Genomic DNA, 26,619 nt, shown 5'->3' on the forward strand with positions numbered 1-26,619 from the left:
TGAAACATTGCGGAAATCGTATCAGTAGGATGGCAGGGTATATAGATTTTTGTAGGCACCCATAGGGGGGGATGCACATCGTACGCACCGGGTCCTTAGGAGGCTCTTCCAGCGCGTTCAGCCCTTCCGCACATGCTGATGCATTTAACCCCACGACCGCAGCGGAAGAGCATCTGTGCGTCTCTCCTGCTGCTTCTCGCAGTTAGCCGCGCTTGCAGCCAGGCCAAGCATGAGGGCATGGAAAAGCCCCAGCAGTAGCGGGAAACTGCTGAGGCTATTGATCGCAACCATCGGAAATTAAGAGGCCCTAATCTCTTAAATTTCACACGCTCGAAAGGAGATTAAAACCATCAGCGCGTTCTATTTAGCAGCCATGGAAAAGCCCGGCCGTTTCCGACCGGGCTCCATTCGGATTGCGCAATCCGATTAGTGTTTATTTGGCCTTCTTCGCCTTGCTCTTAGCGCGTCCGACCTTCAACCGTTCCGACCGCTCCATGCTATGCAGGGCAATCGTATCCTGCAGTTTTTTATCCGCTGCGATCACATCCTTCGCCGCCTTCAGCACCTCGACCACCACATCGAGATCAGCAGCCTTGAACAGTTTGCTACCAGCGATTTCGAAACCGTTGCGACCGATGCGGACAACGTATCCGGCACCATCCTTGCGGAACCACAGCGACCGCGTATTGATCGTCTTGCCATCCTTCACTTGACCCGCATATGCGATCTGCGCATCGATCTTGCTGTTGAAGATCTCCAGCGGATTACGACCACCTACAGCACCAGTCGTTGCAGCGGCCTTGAGCAGTTCAATTGCGTTTGCCATTATGTAGTTTCCTTCGATCTACCGAAAGCACCGTTGCTTCCGTGCTCTCTTCCTGTTTCCATCGAGTAAGTAGGGCAACCGAAGAAGTGATTGATTTGGCATTCTTTTTCCGCAACTGCTAATGCAAGGAGTTGCCGTGCAAACGGATCATCCATGGGCACTTCTACCGCATGGATGAGTTGATCAGCGTATTGTTGTGTTAGTTCACTCATTGCTTCGTCCTCCGTTAGTCGGTGGACGTATTGCCGTTGATGCGTGAGAGCAACCGAACGATTTGACCCGTACCCCATAGACCGCCCTTAGATGTCCGTACGCCGCGTTCATTAAGAGCACGCGCCAACGCTGCTGGTGTATCAGTGCCGCTGTTGATGAGCATCTGGATCTCTTTGTAGAGCGATCTCGCAAAGGTGTTTGCTTCATCTACTCGCGCAGCGTTTGTTCCCCACTCTTGACCACGTGCCCGCTTTGCAGCGATTGCCACTTTAGTCCGCTCCGCAATCATCTCGCGTTCCTTCTCCGCAACTGCTGCCATTATGTGGAACTGAAAGTTATCCGCATGTGGCATGTCACATGCTTTGATCGGAACGTTCCGCTTGAGCAATCCACTGATGAAGTGAACGTCACGTGATAGCCGGTCTAGTTTGGCAATAACCAACACTGCTTTGTTCTTTGCAGCGTCTTCTAGTGCGGCTTCTAGTTGGGGTCTGTCATCGCGCTTGCCGCTCTCAACCTCAGTGTATTCGGCAATGATCGGATGCGAACCAGCGAACAGTTTCACGGCTGCTTGTTGGGCTTCAAGTCCGAGACCTGATTGTCCCTGCTTCTGTGTGGAAACTCGATAGTATGCGACGTATTGCATAATGACCTCAGACGTTGAACGTGCGTTCTTTGTCTGCTGCCGAAAAGATTAAAGGGCGAGTGAAAAGATCGGTTGCCCTTTGATGCAAAAGGACAAGAATGTCTCGCCCTTCATGCTGATGTTGTCAGAGCGGAATTATCCGCACCGGGACGAGCGCGGACGCGATGGACGTGTTTATTATGTGAAGTCTGCTGGGCACAGTTATGTCGCGGATGATCCCCTATTAAATGGTTGATCTTTCATCCTTTGACTTTTTCTTCGACCGCACTTTTTCCAATTCCTTCTGGCTAAGTACGAAAGGCCGTTTGTTGCTCCAAGTCACACCGAGGGGTTTGTTTTGATCAGGATCATTGCCGATGAGGTTCAGCCTATTCGCTAGTGTCGCCCCCAGGAACGATACCAGCATTTGATATTGGTCCTTTGTTGGAATCCCGGAAATGCCTTGCAAACGATGGTTGAAGTTCTCGAGTTTTGTTTTAACCGAGGCCGTTTCAAGAGGTGCGCTTAGGCTATGCGCAAAATCGTTTCGGATGTCCTTCAACAGAAGAAGCGCATCTAACTCCTCTTGGTCGATCAAACCAACTGCATATGCTGTCGACACTTTGGATGCGAATGTTCCCAATGGACTATTGAAGTCTTTGAACATCGCTTCGGTTGATTTTCCCGGCACAAGATAAAACTTTAGAAGACGGGTAAGTATATCTTCGATGACTGCCCCGTGTACCAATGCCATACCGCGAGGGGTTTCTCCTTTGACGCTGTCCTCGAACGCGCGCCACATTTCCTCAAGGTCCATGTCCCAAGACTTTGCCTTTCCCATGCACTCTCCCTGCTTTTGGCTATTGAACTACGATCTATTCATGGAGTCATTGCGAGTTCCAGTAGTAGTTTCGGAGCATTGACCCTACCCTTCCTATTGCAAGCCATATAACTGACCCAACAAGCAATATGACCCAACATCCCACTACAACTTGTTTTGCGAACTCACCTTCTGTGTACTGATTTGAACCGCGATTAATGAGAACACCGAGCGCGACAAAATAAAACGCAGCGAAACCAATCGCGATAATCTTGACGCGGAAACAAGACATCTTCCTCCACGCGCGATACCGTGCAACATAGTGTCCTCGCAACTCTTCTAGCCACTGTTCTCGCGAGGGTAATCTGTTCGCCTCGAACTCCTGCACCGCATATTTCGCCAGTTCCTCCGGCGTTGGTATAACAAGGTAACGGGGCTTGAAGAAGTACGTCCGAACCTCTTGTGGTAGGTTTGCTAAGAAGCGAGTTGCTTTGACTAACGCCGCAATTACGGCGAATACCGCTATCAGGCTTGTCGAAACTGCCGCTGCCGTCGTGAGGTTTGTGACGAACGTTTCCACTGGCTATCCCGTCCCACGGTCAGTTGTATCCGTAATAGCCAAGCAAGGCCGACTGTATTAAAGCGCCACCAGCGCCAAGGCCAATGCTCCATGCACCAGATGCCGCCTTGCTCATCATATTGCCGATCCAAGTCTTGACCTTGGGGCCGAACTTCTTTGGATCATCGAGCGTGGGTTCCTCATCAAGCACGGCTTCCAATTCGAGGATGTCTGCTTCCTCAACGCTATGCTTCTGCAACTCTTGGCGGAGTTCGTTCTTATTCCCTTTATTGACGGTGATTGTGATCGTCGCACCCGTATTGTTGCCTACGGCTCCAGCGTTATCGCCGTGGATCGTCGTATTGTAGATTTGGGTCACTTTCTTCTCCACATCAGGCATCTTCATCGTTAAACCGTCCACTTCACCAGCGCCCGGGTAGGTCTTCTTAAGTTTGAGCACGAAATCAAGAACTCGGCTTCTAACCGCATCAATGATGCCGAGAACTTGTGATGCCGACACCTCGCCCCAAAACCGCGTCAAACTAACGCTGGGTTCGTACAATTTGCCCTGCATAAGGAGAATGTAGTTGTCGAGGTTGATCGACATATTGCCATTACTCGCCTTGATTTCTTCCGTATTGATCGTGCCGATTGCTTGTCGGCAATCGAAGATTTGGAAGTCGTCATCTTTTACGATTTGACAGACAAGGTAAGGCGGCACCGCTTGGCGGGTCATCTGCCAGCGGGCGTTTGCGCCGTTGACCTTGAAGTTGATCGAGAACTTTCGATAAGCGGGAACCTCAACCTCATTCGGATACCCGTGCAATTCGTGCCGGACCCAGTCCTCAAGCAAGTCGCTGTCCAGATTTGAAGCCAGCACCATCACTTTGCGAAGTAGGGTCGATACCGGGACATCATCCGACAACGCGTCGTTTTGTATCTCTGCTAAGAGGCCCAATCAAAACTCCCATACTTGCTAGGTAGAAAACCCGGCGGCAATCTATACCATTGCGAGTGATTCTCCGAGGGGCATTCAATTGACAAACGATGTTAGAAACCTGCTTTTAGTTCCCGCCGCGCTCCTAGTGCTGGCCATACTTCCCCTGCCCTATACCTTTTACGCGTTCCTACGCATGGTCGTCTGCTTGTCGGCGGCTTGGCTGGCTTTCATCCAGTGGGATACGAACAAGGGAATGACTGGCTGGGCGTACATCTGGGTTTGCATGGCCGTGCTATTCAACCCGCTCATCCCGGTCCATCTTGCTCGGGGTATCTGGTTCTTCCTTGATCTGGCTGGCGCTGCCGTGTTTGCCTATTATTGGCGGCTCGGCAAAGACGCTCCTATCGCCAAGCCTTGATAGCGACGGCCTTTGAGAACCCCTCATATTTGCCAGTTCCCCCATGACTGTGGGCCGCTATACCTATGCGGGTGATTCTCCGAGGGGGATGGAATGGAATTAGTTGTGTTCGGGTTTCAGATCGTACCTGGCCGTGATGAGCCGCTTGCATTCGCTGCTTCCATCGAGGAATGCCAGCGCAATGCCTTATCCGAGCGGGAAGAACTTCGGAGGAATGACCCGGATATCGATCCGCTCGGGGCTATGGCGATTTACCGGCTCACCTTGCGCTTGCCTGATATTGATGGGCTTATCGACGTGCTGAACGAGAACGTTAGCCTGCTCGATGCTATCGTTGTTGATCGCCGGCTCGTTGCCGTGGTTGCCGATTAAGGGAGGATCAAATGCTTACTTTAAGAGGCACCTGTAGGTGTGGCAAACGTCTCAGCGAAGGCATCTCATCGCGTTCGATAATGCTCAATCATTTCGACGCGAACAACCAAGCCATTGTGCATTTCAAGTGTCCTGCCTGCTACGTTGATATTCCTGTTCACATCACTACCGACGACCAGAAATGGAACTACGAGGCATCCTGTCACGAGGGCGGCTCCTTCGAACTCATCAAAGACATCGACCTTGAAGACCTTTTCACCGAGGGTGACGTTTCCGGGTACATCAACGACGTTGTAGCGAAACAGCCTGAACGGGTATTCCTTGCCGCTCTAGAGGATCTCGACGTGGTGCGTGATCTGGCGAAGACCAGTCGCTTTGGTTCTGAAACCTTCAATAGAATGGTCTTTAGCCAGCACTTTGCGATATTCGAGACTTATCTGTCCGACCGGCTCATTCGCATCGTGGAGGAAGATAGACGGGCATTAAAGGCGATCATCAGCACATTTCGAGAGTTGAAGGACGCGTCTATTCCATTCCTCGATGTGTTCGATGCCGTTGAAGTCGTGCGCAATCGCGTGATCACCGGCCTATCGAAACTTCTCTACCACAACTTCGGCAAGGTGAACCCGCTCTACAAAGAGGTGTTTGGCTGCAATATATTCGCCGATGAGAAAGATCGAGAGTTCATGATGCAGCAGGTCGAAATCCGGCACGATTGCGTCCATAGAAACGGGAAATCGGCGGCGGGAGTTGCCCATGTCATTTCCGACAATCACATCGATTCGTTACGCCATGCCATTTTGCGGGCGCATCACAATATTGAAGTCGCATATGAGGAAAAATACTATGTGACCGAGGCCTACTAGAGACAGAGTTTGAACAGCATCGCATCGGCCTTGGTCTTGAACTCAACATCTGCGCCGTAACGATCGCCACGCGCTGTGATCTCTCTGAGGTTCAGCCATGCGTTGCCTTCGATCAGCCGATAGACATGCAGCGCGACAACGGCTTGCCTTAGCCGTTCCTGTGCGGCGATGATGAAATTCTCGTTCTCATTCTTTCCCGCGTATGCCTCGTTGACCTTGATGCCGCTGGGCAGCACGAAGGCGCTCAGGCAAAGGTATTGCTCGTCGTAGAGCACCGCGTCCTTGTCGACTTCCACGAACAGCGTGTGGGGCTTGCTCATGCTTCACCTCCATGGGCGAGTTTGAACAGCAATGCCTCATCTCGGTTTTCGAACATGAAATAGTGGGCGTTTCCGCTTGATGCGCTCAGCGGCTTCACTTTGCCTTTGGTATTAGACCTGATCCATTCTACGGCGGCGATCATTTCGGGCTGATATTTTGAAAGGATGTATGAGACGTGTGACGCCCGTGAAGCAGGATCGACCTTCATGTTCGAAGGTAAAATCCCGGATGTCAGGCAATCGATCAGGACAAAATGTTCTGCGACATCTGATTTAACGAAGGTCCAGGTTGCCGCGTCATCTTCGCCTACGATGACGGCTAGGTCTTTTGCTACATTGGTCGCAACTGCTGCAATAAGTTCCTCTGGGTCAGTTGAAATCACCGAGCCAGATGCAGAGGTGCAGATGTACACGTCACCCTTCTTGTCGATGTTTAGTGGGGTGTGTGAGATTGTGGTGGCCATAACTGAAACTCCTGTTGTTTCAGTTATTTATCTTCTGGTTCGTCCTTGGTGACTTCTGCCAGCGCGTCGAGCGTAGGTGTTGTGGGGAGTTTAGGGTTTGCAGCCCAACGCTGCGCCAGTTTCACCAAACCTTCAGCCAGCGACAGGCCGATGATGCCGATTGCGAAGGCCATCGCATTGTTCGTGGAGATATCTGCCATGTCGAACTGCGCCCACTTGCCGATCAGCGGCGTCAGGTAGACCGCACAGAGGGTGCCGACGAGACTACCGCTGACGACTTCCCACGTGAGCCGCTTGCCCTGCACGATCATCCTTGCAAAGCCTCCGGCGAGACCCGCGAGCAAGTGTGATGGATTGATTCCGATGGAGACGAGAAAAGCGGCGATAGTTTCGATCATTGGTCTGCCCTACTGGTGACCAACACGTATTGGTCTTCTCCAGTATTTAATTGGGCCAGCCCATCAGAGGCTTCTTATCCCGCCGTGTGTGTTCTGGGGATATCCATCAGTTGTTCGCTGCGCGTTCCCGACATGTTGATTTTTGCTAGATGAAAACCTGAGCCATCCGAACAAAAAGAGACCCGACTAAAAGCCGGGTCTATGTAGGAGACAAACCGCATCTCCTGGGAGGGAACAACTCGAACTTACATGCAATCCTCTGGCTGTGGAACCAGCGCGCTTATAATAACCTCTGGTGTGTCTTTTAGGCCTGCTTCCACTTGATGCCGTTGGCGTCACACCAGTCCGCATAAGTGGTCTTGCTGCCCTTGTTGATGGGTGTGTCCGGCTTCTGGAATGCCAGCGTGACCGTCCAATCCGGGTACTGCTTGCGGAAAGCCTTATGCTTCTGCCGGTCTTCCGCCGTGAACCGGCCTTTGACTTCGATGATCTCTTTTGCCGTCTCATCGACAAAATCCGGCAGGTAATGCCGGGTGATCTGGAATGGGAAACGACGAGGCTCATACTGGAAACTTGCCGGGAGCGTCTTTGCGACCTTCGCCTCTAGGCGATTTCGATAGCCGCTCATGGTGTCTGAAACAGTCGGAGTTCAGCAGCACGGCGCTTGACGAGACCAGCCAGGACTTTGCCACCGGCTTTATTCCATTGCGGCCAACTCACCGCTACTCCGTTGAGATCGCCAGCGTTGAGCCGCTTCAGCAGCGTGGACTTGGAGAAATTGCCCTCACCCAAGTTGTAGGTGAAACTGACCAGCGCGCCGCGTTGGTTTTCCGTGAGTGGGACTTTGACGAGCCGGTCAACGGCGGCTTCGAACTGCTGGACATCTTCTCGGAGAAGTCGCTCGGCTTCCGCTAGCGTGATTGTCTTCTTGCCTACATCAGCACGTGAGATGCCCTTGGTCGTGCCGTAGCCAATCGTGGGCACGTTTGCGGGGCATAGGTATGCGGTGAGTTCGAGTCCTTCGAAGGACTTGATGAGGTCTAGGGATGCTTTATTGATTGCCATCCCGTATTTACCAAAGCGGTAAAACCGCATCTGGCAAAGGGACTGCACTAATGACCGATGATCAGTTCAACGAGATGATGGCTGCATTAAACGGCAACAGAAAACGCTTGGACTGGATCTACACGCTAGTCCTCCTGATATTCATGATGACGTTCTTCTACCCATACATTTTGATGCCGGGGCTGAAATACCTTGGCCTCTCACCGGCATGAAAAAGCCCCGCTGCGAACGGGGCTTTCGGAGTGAGCGCTAGTGAACGAAGCTTCGCTCAGTTGAACATTCGAGCGATGTCTTCCCATGTGTCGCTGTTGGTGGTCGATAACCGCAACTTGAACGCGGTTGCCCATTTGGCTTCCTTGAATGGCAGGACCATAAACTCCTTGTCGAACCAAGCGCCCTCGGAACCGAAGCCGATATAGAACGGCATTCCGATCACCATCCGCTTCTTGTTGTTCCAACCGGCTAGATTGCCGGTGAATTCAGCGGCACCGGCTGATGCTGGCCAACCGTCGAAGAACGCGGTTCTCTCGTCCGAACCTTCTGCGTGCAAACGATAGACGAGACAGTTTAGATCGCTCTCATCCACTATGACCGTATCGATGATCTTCCGTGTCTGCGCTATGACTTCTCGGTTGAAGAAGCGATAGGGCGTCGCAACATGAATATCGAGGGACGCGATATTTGTCCGTCCTGCGTTCATCGCTCTGCGATACGCAAGCCGAAAGTCGTCAACCTCATCTGCTTCACGGAGGAACTGTTCAAACTCCGCCTTAAAGTCCGCGATTGATACCTGTTGTTCAAACATTATGAAACTCCTTAACTATATGACTCTCCAGCGTTATTGCCAATGGCTACCATGTTCAACCTAAGACTTGGTATCCTTCGCCACGTTCTATTTATTATCTATCCTCAGATACGCGCTCATATGCGCTCGAAGTGAGCGATAGTGAACGAAGCTTCGCCGTTGGCTCAGCCGCACCTATATTTGGGGAAACCGAGAGAGACCGTATGGACCGCCACGACGAGACCAAAGCCGCCCTCATCGACCGCTTGCGCGAGTTAAACGCGGAGCCATCCAAGCCGATCGTCATCTACGAGATTGGTGTCGCGCTGGTCAAAGCGCAGTTCACCGAGGACGAAATCATGTACGCGCTGTTCGCGCTGGAAAGTGAGAAGACCATCGAACTGTTGGGCGATAACCGGCTCCGGCTGTTGAAGCCTCTGGATTAACTCTGCTGTACCGGAACGCTGTGGGGACAAACGAAAATGTGCGCGACCGTGACGGAACCTTGTCATCAGTTGCCGCTTCTGTCTGCCAGAGCATCAATAACGGTTTTACCCCTGGCCGAGATGCCCAACTCAAACAGGCTCGCCCGCAGCGGGCCTTTTTTACGCCTTGGCTCAACCCGTTTCTAAAAGACCACGACTGGGATCGGCTGGAAAATACCGTTAGACCGGATGTGGATTGAGCGCTTATATCGGTGCATCAATAGGGGGTACTGATTTGTTTTTTACTCGTATAACGCTTTTCGTCGCGACTATTCTTCTGCTGCTCGGCGGCGTGATGGCCGGGGGTGGGCTGCTGATAGCCTTTGGGGTATGGGAGAAAGATCCTACAATAACCAATCGAATGCCGACCGCCGACATGATCGACCGGGGCTTCTATATGATAGCGTTTGCTCTGGCGATTGGTACGATTGCCGAAATCAGCGCCATGATAAACAAACACCTCAATCCCCCGTCGTGATCGGCTGAAATACTTTTCACAACTGAGATCGAACTAAATCTTAGATTGCGAATCCATTGAAGCGTGATATCTCTATTGGACTTCATTCGGGGGATTTATCATGCAGAAGAAGGGTTTCAGCGCATTTCTATTGTGGCTTCTATGCCTTGTAGGCGTTTGCGGAATACATCGTTTCTACGTTAACAGGCCCATGACCGGCCTGCTCTGGCTTTTCACTTTTGGCCTTCTTGGTCTCGGCCAGTTGTTCGACCTGTTTTTCTTGGGGTCGATGGTGCGTCAGGCTAATATTCTGAATGGCCTCTACGGCCAAGGCGTCAACAACACGAACACCAACACCAACACGGTTGCACCGATCTTCAACGTTCACGTGAACGTGCCGGGTGCTGCACCTGCTGTCAGCGAACCACCAAAGATCGCCTAAGAGTTCGCTCACTCACTGATGAAAAATGACCGCTTCGGCGGTCATTTTGTTTTGTGCTGCTGGACAGGATTATGCTGCGCCTCCATCGTAGGCGAGTTTCGCGACGATGAAGCGATCACCGCGAGCAAAGGCCCCGGCAAAATGGGAGATGCGGCCTAGATCAGGCACGTAGTCGATGATCATCTCCGTGGCACCGTTTCTCAAACTCGCCTCAACCCGCTCATAATACGCGACCAACTCTAGACACTCGCTACGAATCGCATTCCAAAGAATGCTCTCATCGTCTCCCTTTGGAAGGCCTGTGATACCGCTGGCGGTCACAACCTCATACGTGGGAGAAATTCGTTCTATGGTATCCTTGATGGCCTCGCGTCTCACGAGAGCCGTCATCAAACTCATCATTCCTGCCATCGATGCTGCTGCAAAGGCTGATTGACTAGGCGTATCAGTGTTCGCATAGCCTCCGCCATGTAGTAGGTCACGGATATCAAATTTCTTCATGCGAGCACCTGTCCTGTCTCATCAACAAATTCCAGCGTGCCGCAGTTCTTCAACTTGTGACCATTCTTGCTGAGCAGATCGATCAGTTTCACCAACTGACGTGCTTGCGCTTCGCTGATATCGTTGCGCTGGATGATCTTGTCGGCGTGGAGTTCGACAACAAACTCATGCCAGATTTGAGTTGCCCTTTTCACGCTGCTTTTCGCGTTAGCCGTGGTGTGCATGATGGCGATGTCTGCTTGAGCACCTGTCACGAAATGCGAGAGTTCACCCAACAGCAATCCGATCCAGTTCTTCTGCGTCTTCTTGATCGTCATGAATGCTGATGCTGCGTTCAGTTTGGGCTTCCTCGTGTATGGGATACGCACGGTTGACTTCGCCTTGAGATCCGCAATTGGATCAAGTGCGAGTGTGTCGGGATGAGTTTCGATGACCGTGTTGATGACTTCGAAAATATCTTCGAATACGCTTGTTGAAAATTCCATTGTTCTAACTCCTTAGTGTTCTTATTCTTAGTATTGGTTGTTTGGATCGTTCCTATAGTTGTTCGTAAACTCCGCAAATTTCACACTCCATGGCCGTAGGTCGGGAGTTTTTTGCGGTTCTTGGATATGCTTCTTTGCAGTGTTATGAAGTTGATCACGAGCCGCTTGAAGCAGCGCCATTGCGTTGTCGATCTTTTCAATTAATTGCCGATTATCTGACATTTGAAACTCCTGTTTGTTATCTATCTTTTATTTATCTTCTGGTGATCAAAACGCAGCCTTATCGGTTATTCGGGTGCTTCCATTGTGTCGCTGCTTTCAACTCCCGCTTGACCTTCATCGCGGCCTTCATGCCTTCTGAGATGGCTTTGCGAGTTGCCTCGTCACGTGGTTTGCCCATTCGAGACGCGCTGATCTTCGCTTTCGTCTCTTCGCTACGTGGCTTGCCCATATGAGAAGCGCTCATCTTGGCCCTGCTCTCAGCGCTGAACTTGCGTCCTTTGAGCGCCTGACTGATCTTCTGTCCGTGTGTTAGTTCCTGCATTTGGTCGATCTCCTTATTCTTGTTCTTGTTGTTAGAATGACCAAGCGTCCTTGGGTGTCTTGGCTGCAAGTTTGATGATCATCGCAAGTTGCGGATTATCGAACTCAAATTCACCGATATAATTCCCGGTGTTAATGTCTTCCCAACAGCGGCGGCAGATGATGTGTTCGAAGACATAAACTTCGCCATCCGCTGCAACTGCCTGCCAGTTGAAATTCTCTGAACTGTTGTAAAAGGTGTTGATCTCGCTCCGGTACTCGCGGCGCATGAGCGCGGCAAGCACGGCAATATCCACGTACTGCCAAAGGATCGCGTAGGTTTGCAGACCGGATTTTGTCTTCCGCATCATTTCGAGGCGGTCGCCGATATCGATCGTTTCTTCCAGCACCATGTGCATGGGAAATTCCAGAACGACCGTCGCGGGCTGGTTAGACATTACCTGCCTCCTTCACTGCCTTACGGGCGGCATGTCGCGCTGCTTGAGCCACAGCGATAGCGGCCTTGTGCGCGTCAGACATTTTGCGGCCCTTCTTAGCAACGCTCAGCGCTGCCTTATGCTCGTCCGTCAGAGCAACGCCCTTTTTGGTCTTGCTGATCGCAGCCTTGGTTTCAGCCGAATGCTTCGTCCCTGTGCGGGCTTTGGCGATCTTGGCCTTACCTGCCTCTGTCTGCTTATCTCCCTTCTTGAGTTGGAGATTTCGCTTGCTGGTTTCGCGATTGCAGAAGACGGCAGTTTCAGCGTTCATGATGCCGGACGCTTTGCCAGCCTTGTCTTTCCAGCCCAGCACGTAGCCGAAATCGGAACCCATGAACTTGCGGAGATTACCCGTTGCGAGTTTCTTCTCCATTTGGGCGAGTTGCCAAGGCGTCATCAGCCCAATGTATTCCTCCAGCGTCAGGTCGAATTGGACCTTGTTCCGGCTGGTCTGATAACGGCGGGATGCATCGTACTTGATTTCAAGTATTTCGCGCAGTTCCGCGCTGATCGAACGGCCGCTGCGTGGAGCAGTGATCGCGGCCAAGACCTGTTGTGGGGAAATTCGAATAGTCATTAAGCACCTGGAATAATTATGTTATCTTTTATTTATCCATTATGCTTGACTGATTTTTCTGGCGTCAATATTGTTTTCAGGTACTAAACAAAATAGATCCATATTATTATAAACAAGCATGGATCATTACTACTAAACAACGTAGAACCATCTACTTCGTAGAAGTAGATAGCCCCACCTTGGCTAGAAGCAACGACCCATAAATGGCGGCTTCACGCATCGCTTCGCGTTTTTCGTTGGCACTCAAAACCCGCTCATCTCTGCTACTCGCGTGTCGCTGCGCTCGTTTCCAGTTGGAAACTCCACTTACGACTGGCGGCATAGCCATTGGTTTGGTCGCTCCGCTCCGTCGTCACTCCGTTTGGTCGCTTTGCTCCTCCGTTCAAGGCTTTTGTTTCCGCTTGGGGTTGAGAGAAAAAGGGGCGCGAAAAGCAAACCGAAACAGCGCGAAGCAGCCGCGTTCAAAACGCTCGGCAGCACGTCTCACAGCGTCGTCCGCTGCGTTCGCGATGCCTGCGCAGTCGCAGTGCGCGTTTCCGTGCCGCTGCTCTTTGGGCCTCTTTGAAGAGTTTCCTAAGTGTCGGGTAACACGACACTTTTCTGCAGCATCAGCGCGTTTTCATCCAATCTTCAATCCGCTCGCATAGGCCGGAAATAAAAGGATGGCTGCAGAGTTCGTCAGTATGTCCATCTGGGGTGAACGTGTAGATGGCGTCGTCAATATCACCCCACGTGCCAAGATACTCGCCGTCCTTGGTCACGACCGACTGATCGTCCAGCAGATTGATCGGAAATCGGAGATCGTCCGTTGGCGATTGAAACTTGATCCGCATGAGCCCTCCAAATGGGAACTTGGTTTTTTGCAGTAAATACCGGCGGACGCAATGATCGTCTGGCTGCTCAACGGGCGGGGCGATGATGTCTCGCCCGTAGTCATGAATATCGCAGTCACCGGCGAAGGCTCGTATAATGCGGGTATGGAAAATCTCACACAAATGAATACCAAACCACGGAAACGCCGGACACGTAAAGTGGATGATCGACAGATGCAGTTAGTCGAAGAGGTCGTCGAGCGAACCACGCTGACGAAGACCCAATGGCTTGCCGAGTTAAGAGCAGCCAAATCCAGTCAGCCGGATAAATAGGATTGATGAATACGTCTCTATGCTACGAGGCGCTTGCTTATGATTCATCTTTCCTCACGACGCCCACTCGGTTCTTAACTCCTTCCGAGTGGGTTTCCTTTTGCCTTTTCAAGATCGGCAAGTGACCTAGTTACCCCCGAATGAGACCGCTTTGCGATAACTGCCATAACACCGGATGGGTGTGCGAGAACCATTCACACAGGCCATGGACAGGCGAGTATGCCTGTGACTGTGGTGGCGCTGGAAGGCCTTGTGCCGTGTGTAATTTCGCGGATGAGTTGAACGAACCCGACTACAGGGGGTTATTAGAGACATGGGAGACACTTGCCGAAAACGCGGAGCACCCAATGGAACGCCAATATGAGGCTTGGGAACTGGAACTGATCAAATCGAATCAGGCGAATATCACCGTGTACGAAGACTTCTTGCGATCGCTGGATGACGGCGAAAGGATCGTCATTCCTGATGTCGGCGATGTGACCGAGCAAGAGCGCAAGAAGGCCGAATGGTTCCTCGCCTATCACAAGGCCAACCTTCTGAAAGTGCGTGAAGGTGCGGCCAACGATAACGAACCTCCGATGGATGAAGAACTGGCTGACCTAATCGCGGGTGATTGGTGAATTGACAATCGTCAATTACAAACCGTTAAACTCGATATATTAGCATTCCAATATGCAATCGATGCCCGCCGCATTGATCGCTCTGGTGAGGGGAACTTGTTTGCTCGCGTAGTTCCCCTCATTTACCCTTCGGCACATGAAAACTCGCCCTTTGAAGCCAGCGGCACTAACGCTGGCTTTTTGCGTCAAAGGAGCAAGCAAATGGATGCCTTCACCGTGTCCGACCTCATCCGATACGTCATGTCGATGCCCGCGTGGTATCTGCTCGCCGCATATGGGGCGTACATCGGCGTGTACTTCGTCATCGGCGGTGTCAAAGGTCTTGTCGAAGCATTCAAGCACTGATGTCGTCAGTCGTCTGCCGCTTCGTACGGTATCAGACATTAGACTTTAGTCCTATGCTTTCACCGGAAGATTTGATACTCTTTTGATTGAAGGAGGAGCGTGATGCTCAACCCTCACTCACGCATCGTTACTCAAGATCGTGTCCCGTTGAGACCGCAACTTCTCCGCTACGCTGCTAGGTTCTACCGACTAGAGGCCGACCGAGAAGACCTCATCGAACGTACCCTTAACGTAGTCGGAAATAACCCAGATCCGCTGACGTGGAGAGAGTCTTGTTTTTTGGCCATGCACCGCATATTTCTCTCAGATATGCGTAATCGCCGCTACTAATCTGTTCATCAGGCGCGACCATCCGTGTGCTCACGTCTGCATGTCGGGAGGGATCGTTATGTTTGGATCACGTGCATCCAAGGGCATTCTGAGGCCGTATCTGGAACGCATTGCTGGTGCGTACTATCTGACTGGGCCGCAGAAAGAAGCACTGATTGACCAGACGTTGGACGTCATCGCACACGACCCTGATGCTATCAGTGACAGTCCGGTTGAGAAGGCGATTGCGGAAGCGATGGCGCGAGTTTATAACGCCAACGCTCATTCCCATCAATCCGGTTCTACGATGCGTTGCGCAGCACGAGCCGCGCGATGATACACCGATAAGGGCTTAGTCGGTCTCCAATAGAGATCGCGTTCCACGGTCAATCCCGCTGGACCTCGAAGTTCCTCAAGATCACTGAGAAGCACGTATCCGAGTTCAGGCTCACCAAGGCCCAGGTCGCAAAGGCCGAACATCAGATCCCTGTCGTCGGGGTCCATGTCCACAATCAACCACGTCGCATTCGCCCATGGTGTGAAGAACTTCACGACCGGCACGTGGTCAGCGTTGCGCAGTTGATGATTGAGCATCAGGCGCAGTCGAAGCATATCCGGCAGCAATTCCATCAAGCGACCTCAACGCTTGCCATGCCGAGAACCGAAACAGCCGAAACGCGCTCGATCATTGCGCGCTCTGCTTTCCACTCCGCTACGCTCGAATAGACCTGATCAAACTTCGCACCGTCGATCTTACCCCAAACCCGAAACAGCATTGCAAACTCCTGTTGTTGTTAACAACTCAGAGTTTTATAGCCGTGCAATCAAAGGGCGAGTGAAGAGTTGAAGCCCGACCAACTCTTTACGATGCGGATTTCATCCGTTTACGGACGAGCATGTCGTTGACCAGACGCCGTTTAGGATCGAGCGGGATTTTCCCGGCTTGATCAGCACGATGAATGTCGAAGTGCGAGGGCATCTCAGCGGCAAAGCGAGTGAGATCGACAACCATCGGAGTGACCTTGATCGGGCCTTTCACGAACTTGACGTTGGGGAACTTGTACGCACGGAGACCACCAAACAGGATCACGGTGTAGGTCTGCTCGATGCTGTCGAAAGTGATAAAGTCGATAACCTCGCGCATTGCCGTGTTGGTGCGGACACGAAGGCCATACCTGATACCGTCGTCCTCGCTGGCTTCCCACTGTTCACGCATGACCTCAATCGCACTGGCCGGATCAAGCGCCTTCTGCTTCGCCATAGTCACATCGCGATCATGGGTGAGCGTCGTAAGTTGCTCCTCGGCTTCCTTGCGTTCCTTGGTTCGGGATTTCAGAGCCGTGAGAAGCCCAGGAATTTCATCGTCGTTTTCGGTCTCCACGAGGGTCAACAATCGCTGTTCTCTTGACCGGAGACTTTCCAACTTCACCGACAGATCGGCTATTGCCTCATCCACGGCTTTCAGTTCTGCATCGGCCTTCTTGATCCGCATATGATCCGAAATGCCAAACTCCATCACGTTGTCGAGGATGAACTGTTCGACCAGATCGTAACGAAAACGTGCCGTACCATCGGTGCAGATCGGGACGGTTTGTTTGACACCCTCCACCTCAACCTCTTTGGTGAGTTTGCGGAAGTTTCCACTGCAAACGAGGTATTGCCACTGTTTGCTACTCCGGCTGTTGCAGAGCATGTACATGCGCGATTGGCAGTGAGTGCAACTGGTCAAGCCATCGAGCAGGTTGCTAAACCTCGTCCCGGCGCGACCGCCTTTTCTGTTTCGATGTGGTAGTTTCTGCGCCCGTAGCCATAGGTCATTGGTGACGACCGGGGGATAATAGTCGGCAATAGGATCACCACGCGCAATCCTCGTCCCATCCACTTCCTCATACGGCTGATACTCACCTATCGCAGAGCGGTTGGTGATGATGTTGGCAACGCTCGTGTGAAACCAGCCCTGCTTGCTCGGCTTTAACGTAGCCTCGCCACGCGCATTCAAATCTCTAGCGATCTTGTCGAAGCCCACGCCATCTGCGCTGCGCTCGAAAATCCACTGCACAAGGGGTGCTCGGTCGTTGAGGGAATATTCGAACTCACCTTTGGCGATCTTTGTCGCCGTGATCCAATGCGGAGGCCGTTGATTGGTCTTCACGCCTTTCCGGCTCAACGCCCGCTTGTTCTCGAACGCCTCTCTGATGATCTGGCTCTTACGTTCGCTTTCCCGATTGGCTCGGAGCATGGATGAGAGCGTGCTGATGAGTTGGTTCGAATTGGAATTTATGCTGGTCCACGTGTAAATCTCTTCCTCGCCGTACTCACCACGGGCAACTACGGTGATGCCGAGTTTCAGGATTTCCTTGAACAGGTCCAGCGCCTCAAGTGGGGTCGTTCGTGAGAGGCGGTCGAGGTTTTCGATGAGCAGGTAACTGCTCGACGGGATTGTTCCGTCTCTGACCAATTCGATGAATGCGCCGAGCCTGCCCTTTGTACGGTTCAAGCCCTTCCATGCGCTGACCCCGATATCAGCGAAGGCCGTTGTGTCTTGCAGTTCAAGGTCATGTCGTTGTGCGAAGTTCTCGCTCCAGACCAACTGACGCCGTAAACTATCGCCCTTGATCTGTTTCTCTGTACTCATACGAATGTACGAGTACGCTGGTCGTTTTGAAATGTTCGTCAATGCCCGCGCTTCCCAAAAGTGTTGCTAAGAGGATGCGCGAAAGTAGTGTAAAAACAATCAACACGTAGGGTTTCGCCGAATAGGGATCGCGCAGGATACGCACGCCCGCCCGGTCGACGACGAGATAACCGGAACGGAAATCCCCGAACGCGATCGAGAGCGAATTCTCCGCCACGTCGGGCATTTCTTCGGCTTCGGCGATCGGAAAGCCCATCAGCGAGGCCGGTTGGCCGGCCGATACCGGCGGGTGCCAGAGATAGTTGCCGTCGCCGTCCTTGAACTTGCGGATATCGCCCTGCGCCTTGCGGTTCATCATGAACGTGCCGTTCTGGCGATGGCCGGCCTTCAGCGCATAAATGAGCTCGATCAGCGTATCCGAAGGACCTGTCGATTTCCAGCCGCCGGCAACGCCGGTGGCGATATGGCCGAGATTGCCCCAACTCCAGGAGCCTTCCGCCACCGTCGGATAGGACAGAAATCCTTTCGGCTTGTTGGTGCCGTCGCCGCGGATGAAGGCGTCGCCCTCCTGCTCGGCAAATACGATGTCCACCTCGCCGGCGATCCAGGCCTCGATATCGACCGCCGAGTCGTCCAGCAGCGACTGCGTCGCCGCCGGCATCGCGTAGAGCTCCATGGTCGGGAAGGAGAGTTCGGTGAGCTGCGGCGTATTGGTCTGCGGCCGCGCCGTGGTCTCCGCCACCCAGCCGGTCGAAAGCCCGGCCGCCGCGAACGGCTTCTTCAGCACGGCGGAGGATACGGTACGCACGGTCGAGAGCGCCCGCATCGGCGAGACCGCCGAAATCCGCCGGCCGATTTCCGTGTCGGTTTCCGGCGGCACGAGATAACCGCCGTCGGCGCCAGTCCCGCCCGAAAACGCCTTGGCCTCCAGCTCGCGCAGACCGTTTTCCTCGCCACGGCGGACATAGGCGTCGAAGGCCGCCTTGTGCTCCACGGCCTCTGCCGAAAGCTCCGAACCGCCGCGGCCGAGTTGCGGCCTGGCCTTCTTCAGCACCAGCTGGTCGAGCACCTTCTTCTGGTCGTCGACGGCACGGTTGATGCGGTCCATCTTGTCGCGGGTCACGACGTCGGCGGTCAGCTTCTGCTCGATCTCGCCGAGGCGCCGGTCGTTGACCTCCTTGAAGGCCTCGAACGCCTCCATGAATTCGTCGAAGGCCGCCGTCACCGTTTCCGGCACGGCTTTTACTTCGGGCGCTACGCTTGCCATCGTTCTCGCCTGCTCCGTCATATCGCTTTTCCTTTGAAGGTTGATTTCATCATCATCTTCGCCGCCCGCCGCATCTGGCGGACGAGTTCGGTTTCCCTGTCGCGGAAGAACCGCGCATGCTTGACGTTGGAGACCCGCGCCGATGGCAGCATCGGAAAGGTCACCACCGAGATTTCCCACAGATCGGCCTCAAGGATTTTGCGCACGCCCGTCTTGGCGTCGGTGCGGGCCTTGACCGTGCGAAACCCGATCGACAGCCCGTCGAGCGCGCCCGATTTCATCAGCGCCAGCACCTCGCGGGAGCGGGCGACGCCCGGCGACAGCATGCCTTCGACATAAAGCCCGCGGGCATCCTCCCGGATCGTCCGCCAGGCGCCGATCGGCTCGGAAGGGTCGTGCTGGTAGAGCATCCGCACCCCCATCGCCCCGCGCTCGACGAGGCAATTGCGAAAGGCGCCGCGCTCGATCGTATCCTTGCCGAGATCGACCTCGCCGAAGACGCTGGCATAACCGGAAAACACTCCGTCGCCTGTAAGCCCAGCGAGTTCCAGATTGGCGAATTTGCGCGCGTTCGGGCGCGGCCCGCGATAAGCGTGCATTGGTATTCTCCTGAATGTCTTGGATTTGACCTGCAGCCGGATACGAGGGAAGAGGTAACCCCGAGTTTAACCGCCCCGTCCCCCATATCTGACGGCGATCCTCGCCAGCGCGCCGAGCACCCACCAGGCACAAAGACTGGCCGCCGCCGACCCCGTCAGCATCACTTCCGCGCCGGAAAGCTCAGCCTCGATCCCCAGCCGCTCGACCAGCCAAAGCCCGGTCGGCCCTCCGAAGATCATCCCGCAGCTCAGGCCCGTCAGAAACCGGCTCGCCGCCTCGCGGCGGCTCTTCGGCAGTAGATAGATCAGCGACACACCGGCTCCCGCCGTGGCGCCCACCGCCTTGGCGGCCCAGATGCCGGCCAGGGCGGCCGGATCGTTTCCGAGGTCAGCCATTTTTAATCTCTCTTGTTTATGATGCACGCATATGGACCGAACGGCGCTGCTGCCATGCAACCAGCCGTTCCGCGCTCGACGCAGCGTCGGCGGATCCAGTTTCCATGAATGTTCAGAATCGCTTGGGGCTACCTGCTGGGAAGTTGAGTCCGGCACTTCGCAAGTTGAGTGAGTGGCAAAAGACGCGTTGAGCAACGCCAAGCCGCCCGTCTATTCCGCGTAGACGTCCTCGTCCTCATCGGGCCGATCATCCTGCCTGCCGTGCCTGACGATCAGGATCAGCACGCCGTCGGAATCGACTTCGTACTCGATGAGATAGGGCGCAATCACCAGGACCCTGACGCCATTGGAGCCCGGTTTGACCTTGCCGATCTCCGGATGCTGTGACAGAAGCGACCGGGCATTCCGCAGTTTCCTGTGCAGTTCCCGTGCCGCCGGAGCACTGAACCTGCCGAGGTAGGTCCGCTCGGACCTGATGTAGTCCGCAGCCATCGTGGAGATGCGGACTTTCTTCATGCGGCATCGGTCCGGGATTTTTCATCCGCAGCATTCAAGCCATCCAGTTCATCGAGAAGGTCGTCCATATCCATGACCTTGCCGTCGCGCACGTCCTGGCGCGCCGCGGCAATTTCCAGAAGCTCGCTTCCCTCCGTGGTCAGGTAGGCTTTCAGCGCCCGGACGATCACCCAGGATCGGCTTCTGTCCGCTGTCTCAGCGATCTTCTCGATGTCCTCAAGGATGTCGAGCGGCAGGCGCAGCGTGATCGGGTCTGAAAGAACGGGCTTGGCCATCAGAGCCTCCATTTGTAATACGACGTATTACAATCTACACCCCTTCCTTACGGATTAATACCCCACCGCCTCGCGCTTCTCTTCGTCGCTCAGGAACGCCGCCGCACCGACCCTCGCCCACAGCGCCTCGCGCTCGGCGGAAAGGCCGGCGATCCGGTCGAGGTCCGGTTCCAGCCGCAGCCTGCCCCCATAAGCTTCAGACAACCAGGCGGAAAAGCTCGCGGCCGTTCGCGCAATCAAGGGCAGCACGGTGAGCCGGTAGAAGGCGCGGTTGGCTTCTTGGTAATTGGCATAGGTGTTGTCGCCGGGAATGCCGATCAGCATCGGCGGCACGCCGAAGGCGAGCGCGATGTCGCGGGCGGCGCCGTTCTTCGCCTCGATGAAATCCATGTCCTTCGGCGACAGGCCCATCGCCTTCCAGTCGAGCCCGCCTTCGAGCAGCAGCGGCCGACCGGCATTGACGGCGCCGGAATAACCCGCCTCCAGCTCGTCCTTCAGCCGCTCATACTGATCGGCAGACAAGTTGCCGCCGTCCTTCGGCTGGTAGACCAGCGCGCCGGAAGGTCTTGCGGAATTGTCGAGCAGCGCCTTGTTCCAGCTCGCCGCCGCATTGTGCAGGTCGAGCGCGGCACCCGCCGCACCAAGCGGCGGAAAGCCGCAATGGTCGTCGAGCGGATGAAACAGCTTCAGATGCAGCAGTGAGACGCCATCGCTCTCGGCCGGCAGCCGCCGCGTGGTGCCGCCGGCGCGATAGTCGTAGCCCGCCACCCAGCCGTCGCGGCCCTCGACCACGCTCACCCGGTCGGGCCGCAGCAGATGCAGTTCGCGTAAGCTCCCGCCGATCGACAGCGGCTCGACATAGGCGTTGCCGGAAAGCGCCAGGTGCCCGTAAAGCGCCTCGAAAAAGTCAGGCCCGCCCTGCCGGCCATTCGGCCGCGTCAAGAGCGCCAGCGCCGGATGTTCGACAACCTCCGTCGCCCCATCATAGGCAAGCCACGGCACGGCTGCGGCGGCTTCGGCGATCATCCGCACCGCCCGATAGGCGACCGGGTTCTTCATGAACCCTGCCCGCGCCAGCGCCGCATAGGACCGCCCCGACCACTGCGCCACTCCCTCGCCGGACACGATCGCAAAGCCGGAGGCCGTCTTGGTCTCGGCCCTTCGGGTGTCGGTTCCCTGGATTTCGGGCACGGCCTGTCGCCCACCCGTGGAAAACCACGGGCGCCGGAATGGAGATTTCATCGTAACTTGTCCTTTTCGCTCGCGGGCGCCAGGGCCCGCTTCAGGGAAGCGGCAGGGGCGATTTCACCGCGTTTTCGCTGTCGAAATCGGCTGCAATGCGCATTTCACGGACCGGGCGGACGATATCGATCGAGGCCTGATAGGCCGGATGCGCCTTGTAGGCGGCAAGCGCCGCCGCATCCTCGAATTCGCCGTAGACCACCAGGTCGACCTCGTTGCCGAGCTGGTCGCTCTTCACATTGGTGCCGATCTCCAGGGTCAGCGCATGCGGGTTGCCGGTCAGCAGGGAAAGACCTGCCCGTACCCGTTCGATCTCGCCCGTTTGCGCCGTGAAAAATACGATGTGGCGTATCATGGAACCTCCAGCAAAGCGGAGGCCTCGCTATCACGGGCTGCCACGGGCCACAATGCGGCCTATTGCAGCGCCTCGGCGAACACCCGCGCATGCCGCGCCACCAGGTCCGCCCGGTCGTTACCGTTGATGATTTTTCTGGCGCCCACCCAGTCGATTCGCCCTTGCCCGAAATAATCGCCGAGCTTCCGGCCAGTGAAACTGCCGCGCCGCATGCCCTCGATCAGGATCGCCACCGAGACCGGCATTTCCATCGCCCGACCCGGATCGGCCACCAGGTCGATCCCGGTCACGGCGGACATCGCCTCGTAGTTCCGCCTGTGGGTGAGCTGCACCAGCCCGCGACCGAGCCAGCTTTTTCCGTCCGCGTCCGGCCGCCAGTAGGGCGTCTTCACCGACCCGAGCCGGCCCGCGGTAAAAGCCTCGTCCAGACGCGCGATCGCCGACCTGTCGCTGGCCGCCAGGGTTTCCCGGACGGGCTGCATGGTGGCGGCCGTCTCGTGAAAGGCGGTCGCCAGCACATAGGAAAGCGGCTGCGCCTCACCTTGGCCGTCCCTTTCCCGCCAAGCGTCGAGAATCGCCGTCATCCCCTCCACCTGGCCGCTGACCAACCGGCCTTTGAAGAGCTTCGCCCGTACCAAATCAAAGAAAGCATGCCGGTTGTGAGCCATCTAGAGCCTACTCCCATACCGCGTCGCAGGGTTTCAATCGGTTTAGAAAAACTAAATCGTTTTAAGCGTTTAGGCGGCAGTTTACTTTTTTCTAATGATGTGGAACCAACGGCTCCACACGACGTTCTTGTCGGCTTTCTAAACAACAGGAGATCATGATGATGCAGCAGCCCGCACCGGCCGCCCCTTCCAAGCCGATCCCGCAGCATGTCGTCGAGCGGATCGAATCCGAATGGAAGCAGATGCGCGAAAGCGCCCAGCCGAAGTCGGTTACCCCGCGCTGATCATCATCAATTAAGCGACGAGCCGCGCTCAAACACCGCGCACGCGCGGCTCTCCATGACCTTCCAGCATCAGCGCCGTCAACGCCCAGACCAGCGCATCGAGCCGGTCGGGCGAGCGGCCTGAAGACAGGCCGTCCGGACCGAAATCGCACATCTGGTCTTCGAGTTCGGCAAACCGCCCGGCATGCGCCACCCGCCCCTGTTCGTAGAGGGCAGCCACAGGCTCGGCGCGCAGGAATTTTCCGCGCGTCGCCCTGACCATCGTCACCGGCAGCGCCGCATCGACGCTTTTCAGCATCGCCGTCACCATCTCGCCGCCCTGGTTCACCTCGGCCACCACCCGGTCCGCCTGAAAGCGCGCATAGGCGCGCGCCACTGCATTCGCCCAGCCGGCCGGGGTTTTGCCCTCGACCGAACAGTCGGCCAGCACCACTGCCCGGCCGCTCGCTTCCAATCCGGCGACGACGATGCCGCAGCAGGAATGTTCGCCCGAACCCGAAGGCGGATCGACGGCGACCACGATGCGCCTGAGCGTTCCGGTAAAGCGGATCGTGAAAGCTTCGAGGTCGGCCCGTTTCCACAGCGCGTCCTCGCGGTCCTCGATCAGCTCGCCGGCCAGTTCCTGTCGTCCGAGCCTCGTTCCTCCGTAACGTGCCTCCAGCGCCGAAATGAAGCCGGGTGAAAGGTTGCCGGCATTGGCCTGGGTCGAGATTCTCACGAGTTGCGTCCCGGGATCGGCGATCAGCCGTTTCAGGATCGGCACCGGCCGCGGCGTCGTCGTCACCAGCTGGCGCGGATCGGCCCCGAGCCGCAGCCCGAACTGCAGCATGTCGAAGGTTTCCTCCGCATGCCGCCATTTGGCGAGCTCGTCGCACCAAGCGAAATGAAACTGCGGTCCGCGCAGGCTCTCCGGATCTTCCGAGGAAAAGATCTGCGCGATCGCCCCGTTCGGCCAAACCAGCCTCCGGCGCGAAATCTCGAAATCCGGCCGGTTCTTTCGGGCAATTCGGCAGATGCCGGACACCCCGTCGATCATCACCTCGCGGGCATCGCCCAGCGTTTCCGCCACCAGCGCGATCCTGAGCTGCGACCTGCTGCCGGCTGAGGCGAGCCCATGGATCCATTCCGCGCCTGCCCGCGTCTTGCCCGAGCCGCGCCCACCCATGATCAACCAGGTGCGCCAGTCGCCAGCCGGCGGCTTTTGGTCGCGACGGCCGGCATGGCGCCAGTCCCGGCTTACGGCGCAGGAATGACGTGAGTTGGTGCTATCACGCCACTTGCGTAAAGAACCTGCGGAGGACGACGACGGTTCAACGATCTCCCTCTTCTCCCCGGCGGGGAGAAGGTGGTCCGAAGGACCGGATGAGGGGGGCGAAGCCACCTTCCCGCTCACCATTTCCACTTCAGGCATTCCTCGGTCCACCAGATCGACCGCTCCAGCGTCGCCGGCCCCCTCATCCCCTCGCTTCGCTCGGGACTTCTCCCCGCTGGGGAGAAGAGGGAGTTCGATGCACCCGTCCGCTCCGACCTCAATAACAGTCGTTTCGGCCGTCCCTTCATCACAGCCAGGCTCAGCGAGCACCGCATAACCCTTTGCCATTGCTCCATTCATCTGAGCCCGCAAGCTGCTGATCCGGTCCATCTTTTCCCCGTATTCAGCCAGCGTTTTGACCGTCCCAGCTTCGACAACGTCTTCAACCGGTGTCAGGCGATGCCGTTCGATCCCCTCCCGCACTGCCGGGCTCACCGATATCAATACCGGCCGCGAGACAGCGCTTCTCAAAACGCTCCTGGGCGCGCTGCTCGATAAGTTCCTCGACCTCACGCACGGCCTCCTCATACCCACCCTCGTCCGCATCCCGCTCGGCGGCCTCGTCGCGGTCGCGGGCGAGCTGGCGTTGCAGGCTGTCGACCTTTTCGAGCGTGCGGACGATCAGCGACATGGCGTCGGTCGCGGCCTTTACGTCGGCACGCGCCAGTTTCTGGGCGGCGTCGTCGCCATCTGTGAGCGCCGCCTCCGCCGCGGTGCGCATCCGCCGGAAGGTCGAGAACTGGTCGCGCATTTCGACCGTCATCTCGTTCAACAGCCGCCGCAGTTCCTCGCCGGGAGAGAATGCGCCTTCGGCCGACTTGATCTCCAGCAGCACGCCGCGCACCGCGTCCGACAGCACGGAATCATCCATGACGACCGCGTCGCCATAAACCGGCGCCTCCGTCCAGAGCCCGAAAAGCGCCGGATCGAACGTCTCGAATTCATCCATCTGGGATATCCCGGGGCCAAAATAGGAGCCAAAAGGAGGGCCAAAATTTCGGCGCAGAAAATCCCGCCGCGCCCGTTTCCGGTCGCTGCGCGTCCCCGCTGCCGATTGTCGAGATAAAAAGAAGGCCCGGCTTTGGGACCGGGCCAATTTGACTGGAAGCCTTGCCACCGGCTATCCACCGGCGCAATTCTTCGACTGTGCCTAGAACCTACCAAACAACCGTCACGCCGTCAAGGACTATTTTCCTAATTAGCAAAAATTAATTTACGTAGGGTCACGTCCCGCAGAACGTCTGCGTCACCCGCTCCTCAGGCTTGGGGGGCTGCATGTAGCTCACGAATTCCGGCCGCTCTTCGAATGGCTTTTCCAGTGCCTCCAGCAACCGTTCGAGGAAACTGAAGTCGCCGTAATTGGCGGCCGAAAGGGCTTCCTGGACCTTGTGATTGCGGGGAATGACCGCCGGGTTGACGGCGCGCAGGGCGTCAGCCAGTTCGCCGACCGGCCGTGCCTCCATGGTCAACCGCTCGCGCCAGTCGGCGAGCCAGGTCTGCGCCTTGTCGGGATCGGCAAAACACTTGAGGAACGCCTCTTCCCCGCCCTCCGCCGCATCGGCAAGCCGCCGGAAGGCGAGCGTGAAATCCGCCTGCCCCTCGTGCATGGCCGCCAGCAGCGCCTGGATCAGGTCGCCATCGCCGTCAGCCTCGGTCTCAAGACCTATCTTTGCCCGAAAAACGCCGATCCACTCTTTCTGGAACCGCTCGCCGAACGCCTTCAGCACGGCGTTCGCCGCTTCCACGGCCTTTTCCTCGTCCTCGTCCAATAGCGGCAGCAGGCATTCCGCCAGCCGCGCAATGTTCCATTGGCCGATGCCCGGCTGGTTGCGATAGGCGTAACGGCCGCCCTGGTCTATCGAGGAAAACACCTTCATCGGGTCGTATTCGTCGAGAAAGGCGCAAGGCCCAAAATCGATCGTCTCGCCCGAAATCGTCATGTTGTCGGTGTTCATCACCCCATGGATGAAGCCGATACCCATCCAGCGGGCGATCAGATCCGCCTGCCGCCCCGC

43 protein-coding genes are annotated in these 26,619 nt (G+C 56.0%); 11 read left to right on the top strand and 32 right to left on the bottom strand.

Annotated elements, in window-relative coordinates; all coding sequences use genetic code 11:
- Positions 1-433: 433 nt before the first annotated feature.
- The 6 genes from C5J26_RS29795 to C5J26_RS29815 form a co-directional block, all read right to left on the bottom strand.
- Positions 434-826, bottom strand: a complete 393-nt coding sequence (locus C5J26_RS29795; protein ID WP_105405057.1) for a hypothetical protein — start codon at positions 824-826, stop codon at positions 434-436.
- Positions 826-1,038, bottom strand: coding sequence for a hypothetical protein (locus C5J26_RS32965; protein WP_172746182.1), 213 nt, complete (start codon positions 1,036-1,038; stop codon positions 826-828). The genes C5J26_RS29795 and C5J26_RS32965 overlap by 1 nt, the downstream gene beginning before the upstream one ends.
- 14 nt (positions 1,039-1,052) lie before the next feature.
- Positions 1,053-1,685: a recombinase family protein gene (locus C5J26_RS29800; protein ID WP_105405058.1), complete on the bottom strand. Its 633-nt coding sequence runs from the start codon at positions 1,683-1,685 to the stop codon at positions 1,053-1,055.
- 223 nt (positions 1,686-1,908) lie between these two features.
- Positions 1,909-2,505 (bottom strand): hypothetical protein, encoded by a 597-nt coding sequence (locus C5J26_RS29805; RefSeq protein WP_105405059.1) that lies wholly within the window; start codon positions 2,503-2,505, stop codon positions 1,909-1,911.
- 46 nt (positions 2,506-2,551) lie between these two features.
- Complete coding sequence (locus C5J26_RS29810; protein ID WP_105405060.1) at positions 2,552-3,064, bottom strand: hypothetical protein; 513 nt, start codon at positions 3,062-3,064, stop codon at positions 2,552-2,554.
- 19 nt (positions 3,065-3,083) lie between these two features.
- Positions 3,084-4,001: a hypothetical protein gene (locus C5J26_RS29815; protein ID WP_105405061.1), complete on the bottom strand. Its 918-nt coding sequence runs from the start codon at positions 3,999-4,001 to the stop codon at positions 3,084-3,086.
- 79 nt (positions 4,002-4,080) lie between these two features.
- Between C5J26_RS29815 and C5J26_RS29820 the strand changes: the two genes are divergently transcribed.
- The 3 genes from C5J26_RS29820 (at position 4,081) to C5J26_RS29830 (ending at position 5,639) form a co-directional block, all read left to right on the top strand.
- Positions 4,081-4,401: a DUF6804 family protein gene (locus tag C5J26_RS29820; RefSeq protein WP_105405062.1), complete on the top strand. Its 321-nt coding sequence runs from the start codon at positions 4,081-4,083 to the stop codon at positions 4,399-4,401.
- 93 nt (positions 4,402-4,494) lie between these two features.
- Positions 4,495-4,773 carry a hypothetical protein gene (locus C5J26_RS29825; protein WP_105405063.1) on the top strand — a complete coding sequence of 93 codons (279 nt, stop codon included), beginning with the start codon at positions 4,495-4,497 and terminating at the stop codon, positions 4,771-4,773.
- Positions 4,774-4,784: 11 nt separating this feature from the next.
- The gene (locus tag C5J26_RS29830; RefSeq protein ID WP_172746184.1) at positions 4,785-5,639 is read left to right on the top strand and encodes a hypothetical protein; all 855 of its coding nucleotides are present in this window, start codon (positions 4,785-4,787) and stop codon (positions 5,637-5,639) included.
- Here the strand turns inward: C5J26_RS29830 and C5J26_RS29835 are convergent.
- From C5J26_RS29835 to C5J26_RS29855, 5 genes are all read right to left on the bottom strand, one after another.
- Positions 5,636-5,959 carry a hypothetical protein gene (locus tag C5J26_RS29835; protein WP_105405065.1) on the bottom strand — a complete coding sequence of 108 codons (324 nt, stop codon included), beginning with the start codon at positions 5,957-5,959 and terminating at the stop codon, positions 5,636-5,638. The genes C5J26_RS29830 and C5J26_RS29835 overlap by 4 nt on opposite strands.
- Positions 5,956-6,423, bottom strand: coding sequence for a hypothetical protein (locus C5J26_RS29840; protein WP_105405066.1), 468 nt, complete (start codon positions 6,421-6,423; stop codon positions 5,956-5,958). Before C5J26_RS29840 ends, C5J26_RS29835 begins: the two co-directional genes overlap by 4 nt.
- A gap of 23 nt (positions 6,424-6,446) precedes the next feature.
- Positions 6,447-6,821 carry a hypothetical protein gene (locus tag C5J26_RS29845; RefSeq protein ID WP_046642746.1) on the bottom strand — a complete coding sequence of 125 codons (375 nt, stop codon included), beginning with the start codon at positions 6,819-6,821 and terminating at the stop codon, positions 6,447-6,449.
- 304 nt (positions 6,822-7,125) lie between these two features.
- On the bottom strand, positions 7,126-7,449 hold the full coding sequence (locus C5J26_RS29850) for a DUF1064 domain-containing protein (RefSeq protein ID WP_105405067.1): 324 nt from the start codon (positions 7,447-7,449) through the stop codon (positions 7,126-7,128).
- A complete protein-coding gene (locus C5J26_RS29855) occupies positions 7,446-7,886 on the bottom strand; it encodes a lysozyme (RefSeq protein WP_105405090.1) in 441 nt (146 codons plus the stop codon). The genes C5J26_RS29850 and C5J26_RS29855 overlap by 4 nt, the downstream gene beginning before the upstream one ends.
- A gap of 50 nt (positions 7,887-7,936) precedes the next feature.
- Between C5J26_RS29855 and C5J26_RS32970 the strand changes: the two genes are divergently transcribed.
- Complete coding sequence (locus C5J26_RS32970; protein ID WP_172746186.1) at positions 7,937-8,098, top strand: hypothetical protein; 162 nt, start codon at positions 7,937-7,939, stop codon at positions 8,096-8,098.
- A gap of 56 nt (positions 8,099-8,154) precedes the next feature.
- On the opposite strand, the gene C5J26_RS29860 is transcribed toward C5J26_RS32970, so the two are convergent.
- The gene (locus C5J26_RS29860; RefSeq protein ID WP_105405068.1) at positions 8,155-8,691 is read right to left on the bottom strand and encodes a hypothetical protein; all 537 of its coding nucleotides are present in this window, start codon (positions 8,689-8,691) and stop codon (positions 8,155-8,157) included.
- A 203-nt stretch (positions 8,692-8,894) separates the two neighbouring features.
- Here C5J26_RS29860 and C5J26_RS29865 point away from each other — a divergent pair, with 203 nt between their 5' ends.
- The 3 genes from C5J26_RS29865 (at position 8,895) to C5J26_RS29875 (ending at position 10,054) form a co-directional block, all read left to right on the top strand.
- Positions 8,895-9,116, top strand: a complete 222-nt coding sequence (locus C5J26_RS29865; RefSeq protein WP_105405069.1) for a hypothetical protein — start codon at positions 8,895-8,897, stop codon at positions 9,114-9,116.
- A 235-nt stretch (positions 9,117-9,351) separates the two neighbouring features.
- Positions 9,352-9,633, top strand: coding sequence for a hypothetical protein (locus C5J26_RS29870; RefSeq protein WP_105405070.1), 282 nt, complete (start codon positions 9,352-9,354; stop codon positions 9,631-9,633).
- A 100-nt stretch (positions 9,634-9,733) separates the two neighbouring features.
- Positions 9,734-10,054: an NINE protein gene (locus C5J26_RS29875; RefSeq protein ID WP_105405071.1), complete on the top strand. Its 321-nt coding sequence runs from the start codon at positions 9,734-9,736 to the stop codon at positions 10,052-10,054.
- A 69-nt stretch (positions 10,055-10,123) separates the two neighbouring features.
- Here C5J26_RS29875 and C5J26_RS29880 read toward each other — a convergent pair whose 3' ends face one another.
- The 6 genes from C5J26_RS29880 to C5J26_RS29905 all read right to left on the bottom strand — a co-directional run bounded on the left by C5J26_RS29880 (position 10,124) and on the right by C5J26_RS29905 (position 13,469).
- Complete coding sequence (locus C5J26_RS29880; RefSeq protein WP_105405072.1) at positions 10,124-10,555, bottom strand: hypothetical protein; 432 nt, start codon at positions 10,553-10,555, stop codon at positions 10,124-10,126.
- Complete coding sequence (locus C5J26_RS29885; RefSeq protein WP_105405073.1) at positions 10,552-11,040, bottom strand: hypothetical protein; 489 nt, start codon at positions 11,038-11,040, stop codon at positions 10,552-10,554. Before C5J26_RS29885 ends, C5J26_RS29880 begins: the two co-directional genes overlap by 4 nt.
- Positions 11,041-11,320: 280 nt before the next feature.
- Positions 11,321-11,584, bottom strand: a complete 264-nt coding sequence (locus tag C5J26_RS29890; RefSeq protein WP_105405074.1) for an NUMOD3 domain-containing DNA-binding protein — start codon at positions 11,582-11,584, stop codon at positions 11,321-11,323.
- 31 nt (positions 11,585-11,615) lie between these two features.
- Positions 11,616-12,020 (bottom strand): hypothetical protein, encoded by a 405-nt coding sequence (locus C5J26_RS29895; RefSeq protein ID WP_105405075.1) that lies wholly within the window; start codon positions 12,018-12,020, stop codon positions 11,616-11,618.
- Positions 12,013-12,636 carry an NUMOD3 domain-containing DNA-binding protein gene (locus C5J26_RS29900; protein WP_105405076.1) on the bottom strand — a complete coding sequence of 208 codons (624 nt, stop codon included), beginning with the start codon at positions 12,634-12,636 and terminating at the stop codon, positions 12,013-12,015. Before C5J26_RS29900 ends, C5J26_RS29895 begins: the two co-directional genes overlap by 8 nt.
- 608 nt (positions 12,637-13,244) lie before the next feature.
- Positions 13,245-13,469, bottom strand: a complete 225-nt coding sequence (locus C5J26_RS29905; RefSeq protein WP_105405077.1) for a hypothetical protein — start codon at positions 13,467-13,469, stop codon at positions 13,245-13,247.
- A gap of 51 nt (positions 13,470-13,520) precedes the next feature.
- Here C5J26_RS29905 and C5J26_RS29910 point away from each other — a divergent pair, with 51 nt between their 5' ends.
- The 3 genes from C5J26_RS29910 (at position 13,521) to C5J26_RS32980 (ending at position 14,746) form a co-directional block, all read left to right on the top strand.
- Positions 13,521-13,781 carry a hypothetical protein gene (locus tag C5J26_RS29910; RefSeq protein ID WP_105405078.1) on the top strand — a complete coding sequence of 87 codons (261 nt, stop codon included), beginning with the start codon at positions 13,521-13,523 and terminating at the stop codon, positions 13,779-13,781.
- Positions 13,782-14,128: 347 nt separating this feature from the next.
- A complete protein-coding gene (locus C5J26_RS32975) occupies positions 14,129-14,401 on the top strand; it encodes a hypothetical protein (RefSeq protein WP_172746188.1) in 273 nt (90 codons plus the stop codon).
- Positions 14,402-14,602: 201 nt separating this feature from the next.
- A complete protein-coding gene (locus tag C5J26_RS32980; protein ID WP_172746191.1) occupies positions 14,603-14,746 on the top strand; it encodes a hypothetical protein in 144 nt (47 codons plus the stop codon).
- A gap of 600 nt (positions 14,747-15,346) precedes the next feature.
- On the opposite strand, the gene C5J26_RS29920 is transcribed toward C5J26_RS32980, so the two are convergent.
- The 11 genes from C5J26_RS29920 to C5J26_RS29965 all read right to left on the bottom strand — a co-directional run bounded on the left by C5J26_RS29920 (position 15,347) and on the right by C5J26_RS29965 (position 23,008).
- Complete coding sequence (locus tag C5J26_RS29920) at positions 15,347-15,685, bottom strand: DUF2958 domain-containing protein (protein WP_105405080.1); 339 nt, start codon at positions 15,683-15,685, stop codon at positions 15,347-15,349.
- Positions 15,685-15,831 carry a hypothetical protein gene (locus C5J26_RS32985; protein WP_172746192.1) on the bottom strand — a complete coding sequence of 49 codons (147 nt, stop codon included), beginning with the start codon at positions 15,829-15,831 and terminating at the stop codon, positions 15,685-15,687. The genes C5J26_RS29920 and C5J26_RS32985 overlap by 1 nt, the downstream gene beginning before the upstream one ends.
- A gap of 86 nt (positions 15,832-15,917) precedes the next feature.
- Positions 15,918-17,732: a recombinase family protein gene (locus C5J26_RS29925; RefSeq protein ID WP_172746194.1), complete on the bottom strand. Its 1,815-nt coding sequence runs from the start codon at positions 17,730-17,732 to the stop codon at positions 15,918-15,920.
- Positions 17,659-18,978 carry a phage major capsid protein gene (locus tag C5J26_RS29930; protein ID WP_105405082.1) on the bottom strand — a complete coding sequence of 440 codons (1,320 nt, stop codon included), beginning with the start codon at positions 18,976-18,978 and terminating at the stop codon, positions 17,659-17,661. Before C5J26_RS29930 ends, C5J26_RS29925 begins: the two co-directional genes overlap by 74 nt.
- On the bottom strand, positions 18,975-19,556 hold the full coding sequence (locus C5J26_RS29935) for an HK97 family phage prohead protease (protein WP_046637577.1): 582 nt from the start codon (positions 19,554-19,556) through the stop codon (positions 18,975-18,977). Before C5J26_RS29935 ends, C5J26_RS29930 begins: the two co-directional genes overlap by 4 nt.
- A 66-nt stretch (positions 19,557-19,622) precedes the next feature.
- Complete coding sequence (locus C5J26_RS29940; protein WP_105405083.1) at positions 19,623-19,952, bottom strand: DUF6107 family protein; 330 nt, start codon at positions 19,950-19,952, stop codon at positions 19,623-19,625.
- 210 nt (positions 19,953-20,162) lie between these two features.
- Positions 20,163-20,468: a type II toxin-antitoxin system RelE/ParE family toxin gene (locus C5J26_RS29945; protein WP_105405084.1), complete on the bottom strand. Its 306-nt coding sequence runs from the start codon at positions 20,466-20,468 to the stop codon at positions 20,163-20,165.
- Positions 20,465-20,743, bottom strand: coding sequence for a CopG family ribbon-helix-helix protein (locus C5J26_RS29950; protein ID WP_105405091.1), 279 nt, complete (start codon positions 20,741-20,743; stop codon positions 20,465-20,467). Before C5J26_RS29950 ends, C5J26_RS29945 begins: the two co-directional genes overlap by 4 nt.
- 54 nt (positions 20,744-20,797) lie before the next feature.
- Positions 20,798-21,985, bottom strand: a complete 1,188-nt coding sequence (locus C5J26_RS29955) for a phage portal protein (RefSeq protein ID WP_105405085.1) — start codon at positions 21,983-21,985, stop codon at positions 20,798-20,800.
- A 40-nt stretch (positions 21,986-22,025) separates the two neighbouring features.
- Positions 22,026-22,340, bottom strand: coding sequence for a Dabb family protein (locus tag C5J26_RS29960; RefSeq protein ID WP_105405086.1), 315 nt, complete (start codon positions 22,338-22,340; stop codon positions 22,026-22,028).
- A 59-nt stretch (positions 22,341-22,399) separates the two neighbouring features.
- Positions 22,400-23,008, bottom strand: a complete 609-nt coding sequence (locus C5J26_RS29965; protein ID WP_105405087.1) for a hypothetical protein — start codon at positions 23,006-23,008, stop codon at positions 22,400-22,402.
- A gap of 155 nt (positions 23,009-23,163) precedes the next feature.
- On the opposite strand from C5J26_RS29965, the gene C5J26_RS33575 reads away from it, so the two are divergent.
- Positions 23,164-23,292: a hypothetical protein gene (locus tag C5J26_RS33575; RefSeq protein WP_256386100.1), complete on the top strand. Its 129-nt coding sequence runs from the start codon at positions 23,164-23,166 to the stop codon at positions 23,290-23,292.
- 28 nt (positions 23,293-23,320) lie between these two features.
- Here the strand turns inward: C5J26_RS33575 and C5J26_RS29970 are convergent, their stop codons facing one another.
- The 3 genes from C5J26_RS29970 to C5J26_RS29980 all read right to left on the bottom strand — a co-directional run.
- Complete coding sequence (locus C5J26_RS29970) at positions 23,321-24,610, bottom strand: DNA-packaging protein (RefSeq protein ID WP_371681964.1); 1,290 nt, start codon at positions 24,608-24,610, stop codon at positions 23,321-23,323.
- 376 nt (positions 24,611-24,986) lie between these two features.
- On the bottom strand, positions 24,987-25,553 hold the full coding sequence (locus C5J26_RS29975; RefSeq protein WP_245437519.1) for a hypothetical protein: 567 nt from the start codon (positions 25,551-25,553) through the stop codon (positions 24,987-24,989).
- Positions 25,554-25,827: 274 nt separating this feature from the next.
- On the bottom strand, positions 25,828-26,619 hold a 792-nt coding region (locus tag C5J26_RS29980), incomplete at its 5' end, for a protein adenylyltransferase SelO family protein (protein ID WP_206051236.1).

Source organism: Neorhizobium sp. T7_12 (genome assembly GCF_002968535.1).
Lineage (GTDB): Bacteria > Pseudomonadota > Alphaproteobacteria > Rhizobiales > Rhizobiaceae > Neorhizobium > Neorhizobium tomejilense.